General features: G+C 64.1%; 13 protein-coding genes. 3 read left to right on the top strand and 10 right to left on the bottom strand.

Going from position 1 to position 16,294, the window contains the following annotated elements:
* Positions 1–9: 9 nt before the first annotated feature.
* From VRB54_RS08465 to VRB54_RS08440, 6 genes are all read right to left on the bottom strand, one after another.
* Positions 10–2,022 (bottom strand): CocE/NonD family hydrolase, encoded by a 2,013-nt coding sequence (locus VRB54_RS08465; RefSeq protein ID WP_338480354.1) that lies wholly within the window; start codon positions 2,020–2,022, stop codon positions 10–12.
* A 27-nt stretch (positions 2,023–2,049) separates the two neighbouring features.
* Positions 2,050–3,633, bottom strand: coding sequence for a BCCT family transporter (locus VRB54_RS08460; protein ID WP_338480353.1), 1,584 nt, complete (start codon positions 3,631–3,633; stop codon positions 2,050–2,052).
* Positions 3,634–3,852: 219 nt separating this feature from the next.
* Positions 3,853–5,325 (bottom strand): amidase, encoded by a 1,473-nt coding sequence (locus VRB54_RS08455; protein ID WP_338480352.1) that lies wholly within the window; start codon positions 5,323–5,325, stop codon positions 3,853–3,855.
* 42 nt (positions 5,326–5,367) lie between these two features.
* Entirely contained in the window at positions 5,368–6,585 is a 1,218-nt protein-coding gene (locus VRB54_RS08450; protein ID WP_338480350.1) for an MFS transporter, read from the bottom strand.
* 10 nt (positions 6,586–6,595) lie between these two features.
* Positions 6,596–7,525: a SphA family protein gene (locus VRB54_RS08445; protein ID WP_338480349.1), complete on the bottom strand. Its 930-nt coding sequence runs from the start codon at positions 7,523–7,525 to the stop codon at positions 6,596–6,598.
* A gap of 78 nt (positions 7,526–7,603) precedes the next feature.
* On the bottom strand, positions 7,604–8,587 hold the full coding sequence (locus tag VRB54_RS08440) for a helix-turn-helix domain-containing protein (RefSeq protein WP_338480348.1): 984 nt from the start codon (positions 8,585–8,587) through the stop codon (positions 7,604–7,606).
* Positions 8,588–8,787: 200 nt separating this feature from the next.
* On the opposite strand from VRB54_RS08440, the gene VRB54_RS08435 reads away from it, so the two are divergent.
* Positions 8,788–9,399 carry a helix-turn-helix domain-containing protein gene (locus VRB54_RS08435; protein ID WP_338480347.1) on the top strand — a complete coding sequence of 204 codons (612 nt, stop codon included), beginning with the start codon at positions 8,788–8,790 and terminating at the stop codon, positions 9,397–9,399.
* Between the two features lie 37 nt (positions 9,400–9,436).
* Here the strand turns inward: VRB54_RS08435 and VRB54_RS08430 are convergent, their stop codons facing one another.
* From VRB54_RS08430 to VRB54_RS08420, 3 genes are all read right to left on the bottom strand, one after another.
* Positions 9,437–10,540: a polyamine ABC transporter substrate-binding protein gene (locus VRB54_RS08430; protein ID WP_322213216.1), complete on the bottom strand. Its 1,104-nt coding sequence runs from the start codon at positions 10,538–10,540 to the stop codon at positions 9,437–9,439.
* 39 nt (positions 10,541–10,579) lie between these two features.
* Positions 10,580–11,917, bottom strand: coding sequence for an alginate export family protein (locus tag VRB54_RS08425; RefSeq protein WP_338480346.1), 1,338 nt, complete (start codon positions 11,915–11,917; stop codon positions 10,580–10,582).
* A gap of 118 nt (positions 11,918–12,035) precedes the next feature.
* Positions 12,036–13,298: a serine hydrolase gene (locus VRB54_RS08420; RefSeq protein ID WP_338480345.1), complete on the bottom strand. Its 1,263-nt coding sequence runs from the start codon at positions 13,296–13,298 to the stop codon at positions 12,036–12,038.
* 257 nt (positions 13,299–13,555) lie between these two features.
* On the opposite strand from VRB54_RS08420, the gene VRB54_RS08415 reads away from it, so the two are divergent.
* Positions 13,556–14,596, top strand: a complete 1,041-nt coding sequence (locus tag VRB54_RS08415) for an aromatic ring-hydroxylating dioxygenase subunit alpha (protein WP_338480343.1) — start codon at positions 13,556–13,558, stop codon at positions 14,594–14,596.
* Positions 14,593–15,543 carry a PDR/VanB family oxidoreductase gene (locus VRB54_RS08410; RefSeq protein ID WP_338480342.1) on the top strand — a complete coding sequence of 317 codons (951 nt, stop codon included), beginning with the start codon at positions 14,593–14,595 and terminating at the stop codon, positions 15,541–15,543. The genes VRB54_RS08415 and VRB54_RS08410 overlap by 4 nt, the downstream gene beginning before the upstream one ends.
* A 6-nt stretch (positions 15,544–15,549) precedes the next feature.
* On the opposite strand, the gene VRB54_RS08405 is transcribed toward VRB54_RS08410, so the two are convergent.
* Positions 15,550–16,263 carry a GntR family transcriptional regulator gene (locus VRB54_RS08405; RefSeq protein WP_057008247.1) on the bottom strand — a complete coding sequence of 238 codons (714 nt, stop codon included), beginning with the start codon at positions 16,261–16,263 and terminating at the stop codon, positions 15,550–15,552.
* Positions 16,264–16,294: the final 31 nt, after the last annotated feature.

The raw sequence follows: 16,294 nt of genomic DNA, 5'->3' as shown, positions 1-16,294 counted from the left end.
GCTGCTCACTTACAGCGTGACCCTGGCCACGCGTTTGCTCCATTGCCGACGGTGTTCCAGGCAGCCATTTTCCCAGGCCGTCTGCTCGGCTTCGACGTAGAACCACTCGGCGTCGGCGTGCACGCTCAGGCGGCTTTCCACCTGTACCTCCCACCCGTCACGGCCGACGCGGTAATGCCATTCAATATCGGCACGCGTCGACAGCGGGTCCCACGGCAAGGTGCGGTACTGTTCGGTGCAATGCTGGTCCACCGATAGGCCGTGATCGGTAAAGCGCATCGCACCGAGGTCGTCCTCGATCTTCACGCAGACTTCGCCGCTGCCCACGTCTTCGATCAGGGTGCGTTTGGGCGCGGCGGCGCGCAGCACCTCCAGGGCCGCCGGCGGCGCCGACTGCGGCGGCTCAAACGGGCACTCCACCGCATCGCCTCTGAACACCGGCAATTGCAGGCGTTGCAGAGCCGGCAGCAAGGTCAGGGTGGTCAGTTCACGGCTCGGCCACAGCAGCGGGAAACTGGCGGTGCTCAAGGCCAGGCGTAAACGGTAGCCGGCAGGCAGGCGCACGCCGATGTGGTCCAGACTCAATTGCACGTCCATCGGTTCGCCCGGGACTACCGGGGTTACGTGGGAAAAGTCTTCGCGAAGCGTGAGATTGAGCACGCCATAACTGATCTGTGTGACTTGCCCATCCGGCGCCACGGCGTTCAGCCGTGCGACCAATTGCCCACAGGTCGTGTCGCTGGCCAGGCGCAGAGTAAGCCGCGCATCGCCCAGCAGCGCCAAAGGCTCAAGCAGCGGCGGCGAGTCGAAACACAGCGAATGGGCGTCATCGCGACGCTGGTCGGTCGGCCCATCGGGGCCAAACCAGATGGCGCAATATTCACCCTGATGCAGGCCGGTGGTCAGCGGTGAACAGACGCTAAGCGGTGCTGCCAAAACCTGCGCACCAGCACTCAAGCCCCGTTCATCGAGGCAGAAATCCTTCCATTGCACCTGCGGATCCGGCCAGCCTGCCGTTTGCACCCAGACGCCCGGCCGCTCGGCGTAACTGCCCTTCGGTGGCAGAACATCCTGTAGGAAAAAGGCGCAGGCCGGGTCATCCATCACCCCGTTATCAATGCCTTTGAGCCAGTAATCCCACCAGCGCCTGGCCTCTTGCAGAAAGCCAACGGCCGGATTGGGTACGGCGAAATGCGGGTATTTGTGGATCCACGGGCCGAGCATGGCCTTCTTTGGCCCCGGCAGGTGTTCCATCAGCCGCGACACGGTATTGCGGTAGGCATCGCCCCATCCGCCCACCGCGTACACCGCCGCCTTGATCTGCGTGTAGTCCTCGCACACCGAGCCATGGCGCCAGTAGTCATCACGGGTCTGGTGTTGCAACCAGGTTTCGGCGAGCAACGGCATGGCGTCCAGGCGTTGGTGCCAAAGGGTTTTCCAGCCGTCGCCCACCAGCAAGGGGTCCGGCACCGCCGCGCTGAAGTTGAGCATGGTGGCGGCCCAGCCGAAGTTTTCCAGCAGCAGGTTGCCGCCCTTGTAATGGATGTCGTCGGCAAAGCGGTCATCGGTGGAGCACAGTGTAATGATCGCTTTCAGCGCCTGAGGTTGGCGCGCCGCGACCTGCAGGCCGTTGAAACCGCCCCAGGAGATGCCCATCATGCCGACGTTGCCGTCGCACCAGGGCTGCCGGCACAGCCAGTCGATCACTTCAAGGGCATCTTCCTGCTCCTGCAACAGGTACTCGTCGGCCATCAACCCCTCGGACTCGCCGTTGCCACGCATGTCCACGCGCACGCAGACATAGCCCTGCCCTGCCATCCACGGATGGGTCAAGGCGTCGCGCACCGCCGTGCCGTCGCGCTTGCGATACGGCAGGTATTCGAGGATCGCCGGGAAAGTCTGCCCGTGGCCGGCGTCCTGCGGCAGCCAGATGCGCGCGGCCAGTTGGGTGCCGTCTTTGAGCGGGATCAGGCAGTGCTCGATCTCGCGCACGGTGTAAGCAAATTCAGTGACGATTTCCATCGGTAACTCCAGCAACGGTTCAATCAATCAGCGCGCGAAATCCACCACCGGGCTGGCGCCGCGCAACGGCGTTTCGGGGCTTGGCTGAAGGCGTTTTACATCCAGCAATGCAGGATCTTTCAGCCAGAAGATCAGCGAGGTACTGGCCAGCAGCACCAGAATCATGCCGGGCAGGCCGCCGAGGTTGGAGAGCATCTTCACCCCGTCGATGCCGACAAACGCGACCATCACCCACGACACCGTGCCGATGATCAGGCCCCAGATGATCTTCAGCAGCGGGTTGCCGTCCAGGTCCGAGTCGGCGGTCACGCCTTTGCTGCACAGGTTGGCGATCACGTCGGTGCTGGAGTCGGCCGCCGTGACAAAAGAGATGAACGCCACGAACAGCAGGAACGCAATCATCAGGCCGCTGGCCGGCAACTGCTGGAACATCTGGTACAGCACGTGCTCCACGCCCTGCTCGTTGAGCACGCGGTTGAGGCTGCCGTCGCCCAGCGCATCGAAGTAGAGGCTGGTGCCGGAGAAAATACAGATCCACAGCGCCGTGAACAGCGCCGGGTAAAGCATGTTGATATGGATGAATTCGCGCACGGTGTAGCCGCGCCCGATCTTGCCCAGAAACAGCGCGCTCACCGGCGCCCAGGCAAACCAGACCGACCAGTAGAACACCGTCCAGCTCTGCGGCCAGCTGTCACCGCTGGCGGCGCCGGTAAACAGGCTGCGGCTGAAGAACGTGTCGAGGTAGACGCCCAGCGATTCGACGCCAAGGCTGAACATGTAGAGGGTCGGCCCGCACACCAGCACGAACAGCCCCAGGGCCAGCATGATCCAGGTGTTGAACGACGACAGCATCACAATGCCGCGCTGCAAGCCGCTGGCCGCCGAGGCGACAAAGGTGATCACGATAATCGCAATGATGATCGCCAGGCGCAACGGCGTGGTGTCGCCGCCGATGTACTGGCTCAAGCCGCCCGCCAGGGTCAACGCGCCGGTGCCCAGGGACGAGGCCATGCCGGCCACCAGGGCGAACATCGCCAGGGTGTCGATCAGCCCGGCGTAACGCGTGATCCGCGCCGGACCCAGCAGCGGCTCGAGCATGGCGCCGATGGAGAAACGGCTGCGCCGGTTATAGAACACCAGCGCGAACACCAGCGAGGGCACCAGGTAAATGGCGTAGGGGGTGATGGTCCAGTGCAGGAACATCGTCGACATGGCAAAGCTTCTGGCCGCCGCACTGCCTGCTTGGATCGGCAGGCTGGTGGGTGGGGCGTACAGGTGGTAGAGCGGCTCGGCGGTGGTCCAGAACAGCACGCCCACCGCCAGCGTGGTGCACAGCGCCACCATGAACCAGCGCCATTTGCTCAGTAAAGGCTGGGCGTCTTCACCGCCGATACGCACCTTGCCCAGCGCGGAGAAATACACCACGGCCGTCAGCACCACCATGGCAAACGAGCCGGCGCTGAACAGCCATGAGAAGTTTTTCAGGATCACGCCATTGAGCTGTTTGCTCACCGCCAGGAATGCATCCAGGTCGATGTAGCTGGCGATCACCGCCGCCAGCAGGATCAGAAAGGTTGGCCAGAACACCAACGCACGCAGTGGATATTTCATCTGGAGCCATTCCCCTTGCCGACTATTTTTTAGAAGAGCGGGCACCGCAGCGTCCTGCTGCCGGTGCCGCGCCTGGAAGTCTTCGCGTGGGTCATAGCTAAACGTTTAAGCGGCGAGGGGCGCAATCAACCAATGTGCATGGGGGTATTCCGCCACGGCATGACGCACCTGCAGCGGTCAGAGCGAGCATGCCGTGCACGATGGCAAGGCAAGGCTGGGTCAAGTCGCAGGCACAAAGGCGCCAGTCACACAGGCATTCACCGGGGCAATCCTGTGGCGCCAGGGCTGCGCTTGCTCCAGTTGCGCGGCCAGCGCCAGCAAGGTCGCGTCCTCACCAAAACGCGCGGCAAAATGCGCGCCCATGGGCAGGCCGCTTGCGCTCCAGTACAACGGCACCGACATCGCCGGTTGGCCGCTGGCATTGAACAAGGCAGTGAACGGCGAGTAGCTGTGGAAGCGCTCGATCAACTCGTCGAGACGCAGGCTGTCGTCCTGCAGGTGCAGTTCGCCGATGGGCGCCGGCTCGCGGGCCAGGGTCGGGCTGAGGATCACGTCATGGTCGCGCATGAACCATGCCATTTGCCGGCCGAAGGCATGGATCCACTCCACGGCCGCAGCGTACTGCGCGCCGCTGACGGCGCCCTTGTCACGCAGAATGATGCGGGTGCGCGCCTCGAGTTCCCCAGGCTGCACCGGCGTGCCGCGCAATTGGCCGAGCAGGTCCACGTAGTTGCGGGTGCTGGCGCCGATGATGGTGAACACCTGGTCGAGAAACTCCGGCAGCGCCACCGGCAACTGCGCGGGTGTTACCCGATGCCCCAGGGATTCGCACAACCGCGCGGCCTGGCGCACCGCTTCCAGGCTCTGCGCGGAGGTGGGCCACGGCCCGACCTGCTCGACCAGCGCAATGCGCAGCGCCCGCGGCGCCTGTTGCAGGGCCAGCGCATAAGGCTGCGCCGCCATCGGCGCGGCGTAGGGTGCGCCCAGCTCGATGCCAGCGGTGGCATCGAGTAATCCCGCGCTGTCGCGCACCGACAGGGTGATGCAATGGTTGGTCGACATACCCGCCCACCCTTCCCCCACCATCGGCCCCGAGGGCAGCAAGCCACGGCTGGGCTTGAGCCCGAACACGCCGCAGCAGGAGGCCGGCACGCGCAGGGAACCGCCGCCGTCGTTGCCATGGGCAAACGGCACCACCCGCGCCGCGACCAGCGCCGCCGCCCCGCCGCTCGAACCGCCGGCGCTGTGCCCGGTGTTCCAGGGGTTGCGGGTGGCGCCAAAACGGTTCGACTCGGTGGAATACGAGGTGCCGAACTCCGGCGCCGTGCTGGTGCCGACGAACACGCAGCCGGCACGACGCAGGCGCGCCACCACCTCGGCATCCATGTCCGCGCGGGCATCGCCCAGGGCGAATGAACCGTTGGTCATGGCCGCACCCATCAGCGGGGCGAACAGATCCTTGATCAAAGTCGGCACACCGGCAAACACCCCTTGCCCGGCATCGGCGCCAAGGGCGGCCTCCCGCGCCTGCTCGTACAGGCGCTCGGCGACGGCGTTGAGCCGAGGCTCGACCTGCTCCAGCCGCGCGATCACCGCCTCCACCAACTCCACCGGCTGCACCTCGCCACGCCGCACCCAAGCGGCCAGGTCGATGGCGTCTTCGTCGTCGATCAACTGTTGAATATCACGCATACCCACTTCTCCGATCCATTTCAGTAAAAACCCACACGCTGTTCAAGCCGCCGAACGCCGGCGCGCCACGGCGGCCATGCCCCACAGCAACGCCGCGACCAGGCTGGCAAACGCCAGCCACTGCAGCGCGTGGCGCAAATCGCCCACCCAGACCACCAGTGCCGCCACCACCAAGGGGCTGACAAACTGCCCCAGGTACATGCACGCGGTCAGCCCGCCGAGGCCGCGCCCACGGGTTCGCGGCGTGAGAGCCTGCATCACTGGCGCCATCACGTTCGGCACCAGCAGGCCCGCGCCCAGCCCGTGAATCAGCATGGCCAACGCCACCTCGCTGTAGCTCTGCGCATGGTTGAGCAACCACAGCCCGGCCGCGAACAGCAGCAGCAACACCGCGTTGGTCCCGGCGCCCTTCAAGCTGCGCCGCATCAACGGCCAGGCCAGGGAACCGCCCAGGGTGGCGAGCAGGCTCAGGCCGGCGCAAAGCCCAATCTGCGTGCTGGACGTGACACCCACTTGCACCAGCAGAACCGGCACCTGCACCGGCGCGATAAAAGTCAGCACCATGCCGCCGAAAATCAGCAGGTAACCCAGCACCACCGGCACCAGCGCCACCCGCTCAGGGCCTGGCGCCTGTGCCCCCGGCCGCTCGCGGATCGGCTCCCACAGCACCGTCAACATCGCCGGCACCAGCAGCAACGGCAGCAGGTACAACAGGAACGGCAAGCGCCAGGAGTACTCGCCCAGCGCACCGCCGAGCACGAAGAACAGCGCGCCCACCAGGCCGATGGTGACCATCTGCCGATTGATGTAGCGCAGCCGTTCGCCGCCGTGCCAGTAATCGGCGATCAGTGCCGAACAGCAGGTCATCACCGCCGCTTCCGCCGCACCGAACAGCAGGCGCACGATGACGATGGCGTGCAGGTCGCCGAGCAGTGCCGGCGTCACGCCCAGCAACGCATAGAGCACGGTGGCGACCACCAGCAAGGCCTTGCGCCCGACCCGGTCGGCCAGCCAGCCGGCCAGCGGCGCGCATAACGCAATGGCCAGCGCAGGCCCGGTCACGGCCAGCGGCACCAGCAGATCGGCGTGGGCGGTGACCGGTCCGAACTCGGCGCCGAGCTTGGGCAGCACGGGCGCGATCATCACGGCGCCCATGATGGTCAGGCTGCTGCCGAGGATCAGCACCCGCCCTTCGCGGCGGCCAGTGGCCTGGCGCACGTCGCCGGATGAAACGGTTGAAGCAGGAATGACAGTGCTCATGATCCGACCCTCAGAAACTGTGGGAAACACGCAGGGCGACGGTGTAGCCCTCGGCGCGGTTGCGCGCATCGAACTCCTTGTAAAGGTGCAGCCACACCGGCGGCAGGCCCGGCGCGATGTAGCTGAGCGCCGGACCGAGGGCCATCACCCGCGCGCGGTTGCCGCGGGTCAGGCCAGGCGCATCGTCGTCGCTGAGCTGGCGGTAGTAATAACCGCCGATGCCCGCCGTCCAGGGCCCGAAGTGCTGGCCCACGGCAAACTCATGGCGGTACTCCACGCCGTTGCGGTAATGGGTGTCGGGGTTGCGCGTGTTGATGTCCAGTTGAAAGCTCGACGACAGCTCAAAGCCTGTGTCGCTGATATAAGTGGCGTTGACGGCCGGGGAAAATGTCCAGTGATTCAGCCCCGGCGACACCAGGCGGCTGCGCTCGTAGTCACCGGTCGGTGCCTGGATCTGCAGCTGGGTATTGACGAACAGGTTGGGCGACAGGCCCCACTGCAAGATCAGCGGAATGATCTGCGCATCGGCCAGCCGGAACGGGTCGGCCGACAGCTGCAACGGACCGTTGGGGGTGGGCACCTGCAGCGAGGCATCCATCCTGAAGAAGGGTACAACCGCGCCGAAGCCATATTGCGCGCCCAGCAGGTGGTAGTCCGTCATGCGCAGGTAAGCCAGGCCGATGGACAGCACGTCCAGCGATAAATGATTATCCACCGCCCTGCCCTGACTGTTCCTTTGCACGTTGGCGCTATAGAACCCCGTGCGCAGGCCCAGGGTGCCGTTCGCCGTGGCGGGCGGCATCATGCCGGCGCCAAAGTCGTAGACCCCGACCGCCGTGGTCGGCGCACCGTTTTCCGTGGCCTGTGCGCCAGCGCACAGCGCCAGCAGCCCCAGGGTGAAACCTCTGACGCGGCGCATGCTGGTGTTGTTGTTGTTCATCGAATGCCCCTCCCGACCCATGGTGTGGGGGCATCCTAGGCAGCGCGCGCCGCAGCGGGTTAGCCGTTTTCAGCACAGTTAGCGGCGGTGCAGAGTCTGCGAGGGCGACTCGCCGAACAGGGTGCGGTAATCGCTGGCAAACCGGCTCAAGTGCCAGAACCCCCAGCGCGCCGCCACCTGCTGAACGCCATGGATGGCAGCGTGCGCGCACAGCTCGCGACGCACCGCATTGAGGCGCAGCGCGCGCAGATAGGCCACCGGGTTGATGCCCAGGGTTTCCTGAAAACAGTACTGAAGCTTGCGGCGACTGGCGCCGATGTGATTGCACAGGTCGAGGATCGACAACGGCTCATCCAGATGCCCCAAGGCGTATTCCCTGGCACGGTCCACCATGCGCTTGCGCGCGGTCGGGCTTAGCGCTGCGGCCTGATCCGGCGCGATCAGCTCAAGCAACTGCACCATCACCGCGTCGCGGATCCCATGGCGAACCGCCTCGTGGCGCAACAGGTTGCCCTGCCCCTGATCGGCCGTGACCAGGTCATCGAACAGGTTCGCCAGTTGCGCCTGCATCGACGTCGCGGCCAAACGGTAACAGGTGGGAAGATCGGTAATTCGAAAACCCACGCCCTGGCGTTGCAACACGCTCTCCAGGGCCTGGGCGTCGACGGCGACACTCAGCAGGTCGAGCTGCGCGGGCACGCGCAAATCCGGCAGATGCTCGCCGTGGGCCACCAGCAGGTGCTGCTCCTGGAACGGATGCCCGGCACAAAACAGCGGCCCGCTAGGGCTGAGCGGCACGCTGAAGGTGATCGCGCCTTTCCACGCGCGGCCGCTTTTGAGCATCGACTGGTTGGCACGGTCGCGCACCAGTTGCATCCAGCCGGCTCGCAACGTGATCAGCTCGCCGTCAAAGCGCCCCGGGGTCAACTGGTCATAACGCACCTGCCAGCCGTGCATATTGCGCGCGTGCTGGTCGATGTCGTGGGTGCGATAGCGCTGCAGCGCGCAAGGGTCGCCCGGTGCAGGGCACGTCGGCGCTACCCGTGAATTATTATTGTTCATCGACTGTTTCCTGTTGAGCCTGCAAGCCTGGTCAAGCGCAGGCAATTTCCATTCCCCCTGGCACGCCCTTGAACAAGCTGTGCCGAAATCGGCTAGTGCATCCGCAAAAAAATGAGCGCTTTAAAGTTTTTACCCCGTAAAGTATTTTCACAGCACTGCCGGGGCCGACTGCCCTGCTCTTTCTCCAACAAGGATCTTGCGTGAGCGGACTGCGTGAACGGCAACGGCTCGAACGCCGCCAGGCCATCAGTACAGCGGCGATCGAACTGTTCGAACGTCAGGGGTACCAGAACACCACCATCGAGCAGATCGCCAATCAGGCGGGTGTCTCGGCGCCCACGGTATTCAAGTACTTCGGCAACAAGCAGGAAATCATCCTGGAAATCCTGCACGAGGCCGACCGCCGCGCCCTGCACGACACGCGCCGCCTGATGCCGGCCATGGACGACCCGGTGGACGCGCTCTGCTACCTCGAAAAACTGCTCACCAACTATGCGCTCGAGGTCATGCACCCCAACCTGTGGCGCGAGCTGCTGCCGTTGATTCTGTTCGGCGGCGAAAGCGAATTGCCCGCCGGCTACCGCGCGATGAACGACGCACTGCGTGGGCAAATCAGTGGCCTGCTGCGCGAGCTGCAACAGGTCGGCAAGCTGCGCGATGATCTGGACGTCGACCTCGCGGCGTTCCTGCTCAACGACTACGCGCACCTGCAGCTGTTGCGCCTGGTCAGTCAGACCCCGCCGGACATCGAATCCCACTCCAGTCAGGTGCGCCGCATCACTGCCCTGCTGTTCCAGGGCATGCGCACCTGAACTCGCGCCAGCCAGTGGCAGCCGGCCGTTGCGCTGTTCAGCGGTTGGTCTTGATGGTGGTCCATACGCGGGTCCGGACACGCTCGATCGCCGCCGGCATCGGTTGCAGGGGGAACAGGGTTTTGCGCGCCGCGTCGGGAATGTACATGTTCGGGTCGTTGCGAATCTCGGCGTTGACCATTTCCGTCGAATCCTTGTTGGGGTTCGGGTAACCGATTCGGTTGCTGATCAGAGCGATCACTTCCGGACGCAGGATATAGTTGATGAACGCGTAGGCCTCTGCCGCATGCGGCGCATTTTTCGGCACCGTCATCACGTCCGACCACATCGGCGCGCCCTCCACGGGCAACGCCATCGCCACCTTGACGCCCTTGCCTGCCGCGTCCGCCAGTCGCTTGGCCAGGGCCACACCGCCGGACCAGCCCACCGCCACACAGACATCATCGTTGGCCAGGTCCATGCCGTATCGCGAGGAGTTGAAGTAGGTGACATAGGGGCGGATCTTGAGCATCAACTGCTGCGCCTGGGTGTAGTCCTCACGCTTCTGGCTGTTGGGATCCAGACCCAGATAGTGCAAGGCGATGGGAAGAATCTCATTGCCGGCGTCGAGGAAGCCGACGCCGCAGCCGGTCATTTTTTTCAGGTTCTCTTCCTTGAAGATCATGTCCCAGGTGTTCATCTGCACATCCGCGCCGAAGATTTTCTGAATCTTGTCGACGTTGTAACCAATCAGCGTGGTGCCCCACAGGTAAGGCACGGCGTAACGATTGCCGGGATCACCCACCGCCTCCAGAGAGGTCATGAATTGCGGGTCGAGGTGTTTCCAGTTGGGCAACTGGCTGCGGTCCAGCGGCTGGATGGCGCCGGCGGTGATCAGATTACTGATGTAGGAGCTGCCGGGAAATACCACGTCATAGCCGGAGTTGCCGGTCAGCAATTTGGCTTGCAGCGTCTCGACACTGTCGAACACATCGTAGATCGGGTGAATGCCGGTCTCTTGTTCGAAGTTCTTGAGGATTTCAGGCGGCAGGTACTCGATCCAGTTATAGATGCGCACCGTGCGCTCCTCGGCCAGGCACCAACCGCTGCACAGCCAGGCGATGGCGACGCCCAGCACGGTATTACGCAAAGACTTGTTCATGCACACACACTCCTGCGCGGCCGCAATGGCTCGCGGCGCTCAATAACGGTAGGTGAAGTAGAGTTCCAGGGCACTGAATTTCTGGTCATCGCCGAACACTTGCCTGGCCGCCGCCAGCGGTTTTACCCAGTTGTAGGAAAGCGAGGTGTAGAAGGACGGCGTGGGGGTCCAGTCGAGGAACACCACGCTTTCGTCCGCAAAGCGCCGGTCGTTGACCGCCGCGCCCATGTAGTTTTTCTCGTCGAGCCAGAACTGATAGTAGATTGCGCCCAGGGTGAGGGTCTGGCTCAGGTGCGTCTTGAGCGAGAACTGCTGGACGTTTTCATTGCTGTTGAACAACAGGTAGTTGCCGACCACATCGCCCACCAGCCAGGTGCCCCAGTCAATGAAGCCCTTGCTCAACGGGTCCCAAGCCTTCTGCCGGTTGTCGCCCAGGTTGTCGTCACCCGAAAAGCTTGCGTAGCGGTAGCCGAGGATCGGCGTCAGCGGCAGGTCGCCAAAGGCATAGTCGGCCTGGGCATACCAGGCGTTGGCCGCGTAGTCGACGCCCTCGCCGCTGCCGCGTTCCACCGCGTATTCGGCGTTCAGGGTCAGCGACGCGATGCCCGGCACCCTGGCATTCAGCGCGCGCAGGTTGTACACCTGCATGCCGTCGCGGCGCCTTGGCAAGGTACTGCCCCGTGGGCCGAGGGCGTTGACCTTGAGCGCCATTGCGCCGAGGGTCACCTGGTCCTCGAGGTTGTAGTCGAGGTTGACCCCGGTCATGCGAAAGTCACCCAGGTCGTCGTCGGTGCGCAGGCTGAACACCTGGCTCTTCAGCGCGCCATGGTCCCAGGCGAGGATCGCTGAGTCCTTGAACGCGGTGCGCGGGCTAAGCCAATAGGCGCCGTCCTTGAACTGGTCGAGGTTGCCATCCATCACGATGAAACCGGTGCCGACCTTGTAGTTCTGGCGTCCGGCGGTGAATGTCCACTCGCCGACCCGCACCCCGCCGAACAGCTCTTCGGTGGCCACCCGTCCATCGGAGCTGCGGCTAAAGCCGCCGGCGTCGCCATCGCCGAAGGTGGTGGCGGCCACCACCGACGCGCCGCCGAGCAGGCTGACGTCGGGGTTCAGCGCGTAGCTGAAGGTGATACCGGGCTTGACGTAGAACTCCTGCCAGCCAATCGAACTGCCGTCATTGCGTCCGCTGCGCTGGTCGACCCGGCCGCTGCCGAAGTTGACGTTGCGCGTGGTGATGCTGGCGCCGCCGGCGGTGAGGTTGACCTCGCCCTTGAGGTCGCCGTCCTCGAAGGTATAGCCCGCAAGGGCTGCCTGGGCGCTCAGGGGCAGACTCACCGCCACCAGCGCGCGGGTAAAACGCGTCGTGAAATACATCGTGAAGCTCCTGTGTAGTTATTGTTGTACAGGGCAGTTACAGGCGGCGCAGTACGCCGCCAACACCTGGGCAAGCCAGGTTGAATCCAGACGCTGGATCGTTATTGTTGAAAGGGTCTCAGCGCGTCAGGTGCGCCGCGATGGCGCGCAGCATGCGCACGCTGTCGGCATCGACCGGGCCGACCGCCTCGGGCAACGATGACTGCTTGACGATCACCACACGGGACGGTTTGTCGATGAACAGGTATTGGCCATGGATACCGCCCGCCATCAGCGCCTGACTGTGGTCATTGAACACGTACCACTGGCTGCGGTAGGACGCGCCGGGGGCCCACTCGGCGAACTCCGGGTTGGCCGCGTAGATCGCCGGGTCCGCGCCCCTGGCGATGCGCGCGATGGCCTCGCTTGGCAGCAGCTGGTCGCCGTTGTGGCGGCCGTCATTGGCCAGCAATCGACCGAAACGCGCCATGTCGCGCAGGGTCGCGCTGAAGCCGGCGCCGGCCACGCTGCGGCCCCAGGGATCGGCCATGAAGTAGCCGTCGCGCTCGCAACCCAGTTGGCTCCAGATCCTTTGCAACAGCTGCGCGCAGGGCACGCCCGAGGCACGCTCCATGACCCAGGCCAGTGCCTCGGTGGCAGCGGTCACGTAGTGGAAGAACCCGCCATGCTCGCCGCGTTTGCGCAGCGACGGCAGGTATTGGTAGAGGGATTCGAATTCGCAAAACTGGCTCGGCGCCGGGTTGAAGCCGCAGGCGTAGCCGTATTGCGAACTCTCGGACGTCGGGTCGTCGTACACCTCGCGGTAGTCGATGCCCACGGCCATGTCGAACAGCTGGCGCACCGTCGCATCGCCGAAGGCGCTGCACGCAAGCTCCGGCACGTAGCTGCCGACCAGCCGCGTCGGGTCGAGCACGGTCTCGCTGACCAGTTGTTCGCCGAGCACGCCGATCAGCGACTTGGTCACCGAAAACATGATGTGCCGATCGTCCGGCCGCTGGCCGTTGAAGTAACGCTCGAACAGCACCTGATCGCCCTGCAGCACCAGCAGGCCGTCGGTGTGACTGGCCTTGAGGTGGTCGAGCACGCTGATGCTCAGGCCGCAGACGCTGTCAAAGTGCAGCGCGTCCAGCGCCTGGGGTGCTTCGATCAGCGGCGCGCACGGGCCACGCCCGGCCTGCACATCGATGGAGGGACGCAAGCGCGCCAGGTGACGAAACCCCCAGCGGTTGAACGGCGGGCGCATCCAGTTATCCCAGGTCACGCGCTGCTCCGGCGCGGCGGGAAACCCCTGCATCAAACGCGGTGCGGGTGGCTCGATCGGTGAAGATTCATTGGCCTCGACATACAGTCTGACGAGTAAAGGGACGGCGTTCTGGCTCATCTCTGTGATCCTGGAAATGACTCTGCGTGAGAGCAGATGCAGGAAAATAATTACGCTTATTAATTATTTTAGTCAATAAAATATTTAACAGATATTTCAGAAATCCTTTTCTTTTATGGATCCAATAAGGCATGAAAAATTGGCCGATAATCGCCCTTATTTTCCATGAAACATGAAAGTTGCGAATTGACCGCACAACCTCCCGCGCCTCTAATGGATCCATTAAATAAAAACAACGATCAGCCTGGAGAACCGTCATGTATCCGAAAAACACATGGTATGTCGCCTGCACCCCCGATGAACTGGCACACAAACCCCTCGGCCGGCAGATCTGCGGAGAAAAGTTGGTGTTTTATCGAGACCAGACGAATCAGGTCAGAGCCCTTGAAGACTTCTGTCCCCACCGTGGTGCGCCGCTGTCCCTGGGCTATGTCGAAAACGGAAACCTGGTGTGCGGCTATCACGGCCTGGTGATGGGCGGCGATGGCAAGACCGTGGAAATGCCCGGCCAGCGGGTACGCGGGTTTCCCTGCAACAAGGCATTCGCTGCCGTTGAGCGTCACGGCTTTATCTGGGTGTGGCCTGGCGATCAGGAGCAGGCCGACCCCGCGCTGATTCCGCACCTGGAATGGGCCGACAGCGAACAATGGGCTTACGGCGGCGGGCTGTTCGACATCCAGTGCGACTACCGCCTGATGATCGACAACCTGATGGACCTGACTCACGAAACCTACGTGCACGCCTCCAGCATCGGCCAGAAGGAGATCGACGAAGCGCCGCCCGTGACCACCGTGGAAGGCGATGAGGTGGTGACCGCCCGGCACATGCAGAACATCATGGCGCCGCCCTTCTGGCGCATGGCGCTGCGCGGCAACCAACTGGCCGACGATGTGCCCGTGGACCGCTGGCAGATCTGCCGCTTCACCCCGCCCAGCCACGTGATGATCGAAGTCGGCGTGGCCCACGCCGGCAAGGGTGGCTACCACGCCGCGCCGGAACACAAGGCGGCGAGCATCGTGGTGGATTTCATCACCCCGCAGACCGACACCTCGATCTGGTATTTCTGGGGCATGGCGCGCAATTTCCAGCCCCACGACGAGGCGCTGACCGCCAGTATCCGCGAAGGCCAGGGCAAGATTTTCAGCGAAGACCTGGAGATGCTCGAACGCCAGCAACAGAACCTGCTGGCACACCCCACGCGTAACCTGCTCAAGCTGAATATCGATGCCGGAGGTGTGCAGTCGCGCAAGATTCTCGAACGCCTGATCGCCAGGGAACGCGCCGGAGAACCGACATGATCGAGGTCGTGGTGACGTCCCGCAACGACGAGGCGCTGGATATTTGCAGCTATGAGCTGACCAGCGTCGACGGCACGCCGCTGCCGGCGTTCAGCGCCGGATCACACATCGACGTGCACTTGCCAGGCGGCCTGGTGCGTCAGTATTCGCTGTGCAATCCCCCTCGGGAGCGCCACCGTTACCAGATCGGCGTGCTCAAGGACCCCGCCACGCGCGGCGGCTCGCGCGGCCTGCACGAGCAGGTGCAGGTCGGCACGCACCTGAGCATCAGCGAACCGCGCAACCTGTTCCCCCTCGCCGCGCAGGCGCGACGCAGCCTGCTGTTTGCCGGCGGCATCGGCATCACCCCGATTCTGTGCATGGCCGAGCACCTGGCCGAGGCCGGCGCCGACTTCGAACTGCATTACTGCGCCCGCGCCAGTGAGCGCGCAGCGTTTGTGCAGCGGCTCAAGGCGTCGGCGTTTGCCGAGCGGGTGTTCCTGCACTTTGACGCGCAACCGCACACCGCCCTCAACGCTGCCGAGGTGCTCGCCACCCCGGCCGATGATGTCCATCTGTACGTGTGCGGACCCGGCGGCTTCATGCAGCATGTGCTCGACAGCGCACGCGCCCAGGGCTGGCAGGAGGACTGCCTGCACCGCGAGTATTTCTCGGCGCCGGCTGTGGAAGGGGGTGTTGACGGCGCGTTTGCGGTGCAGGTCGCCAGCAGCGGTGAGGTGTTCGACATACCCGCCGACAAGAGCGTGGTGCAGGTCCTGCAAAGCCACGGCATCGAGATTGCCGTGTCCTGCGAACAAGGGATCTGTGGCACCTGCCTGACCCGCGTGCTCGAGGGCATTCCCGAGCACCGCGACCTGTTTCTCACCGAGCAGGAGCAGGCGTTGAACGATCAGTTCACGCCGTGCTGCTCGCGCGCCAAAACCGCGCTGCTGGTGCTGGATATCTGACCCGCCTCAGGCCGACGGCACAATGACCTTGATGCGCTCGCGGGCGGTGGCGGCGCTGAAGATCTCGGCATAGCGCAAGGTCGCGTTGGCATGCTCGCGCATGATCGCCTCGGCCCGCGCGCCCTGGCGATTGACCAGCGCATCGAACACCGAGTGATGCTGCAGGTGGGCGTAGTTGAAACGGCGGTACTCGCGCGCCATGTCCTCGCGGTCGATGGCCAGCGCGGTGACGGAAGCGAACGGCAGGTGATCGTTGCGTGCCAGCGCGTCGGTGATTGCCGGGTTGTGGCTGCCGGCGACGATGACCTGGTGAAAACGCATGTTCAGGTCGTGATAGACCTCAAGGTCGTCCTCGGTGACATAGCCCTTCTCGAACAGTTGATCGCCCTCCACCAGGCAGCGCTCCAGCGCGCGCCGCGCCTCGTCGGACAGCCCATGCTCGGCAGCCTGACGCGCCGCCAGCCCTTCAAGCACGCCACGCACTTCGACGGCGCCGGCGATATCGCTGGGGCTGACCGAGCGCACCTGATACCCGCGCCCGCCAAAGGGCACCAGCAGCCCTTCCTGTTCGAGGGTGCGAAAGGCCATGCGCACCGGCATGCGCGACACGCCGAAGCGCTGCGCGGTGGGCACTTCCAGCAGCCGTTCGCCCGCCGCCAGCTCTCCGCTGGCAATCATCTTGCGCAGTGCAACCAGTACCAATTGACCGGGCTTGCTCATCCAGGCAGCTTCCAGAAAAACACGGGCTGCC

Origin of the sequence: Pseudomonas trivialis (genome assembly GCF_036864995.1) — a bacterium.
Taxonomy (GTDB): domain Bacteria; phylum Pseudomonadota; class Gammaproteobacteria; order Pseudomonadales; family Pseudomonadaceae; genus Aquipseudomonas; species Aquipseudomonas trivialis.
The sequence above is the reverse complement of the archived record's forward strand: the minus strand, read 5'-3'. Positions and strand labels throughout refer to the sequence as shown.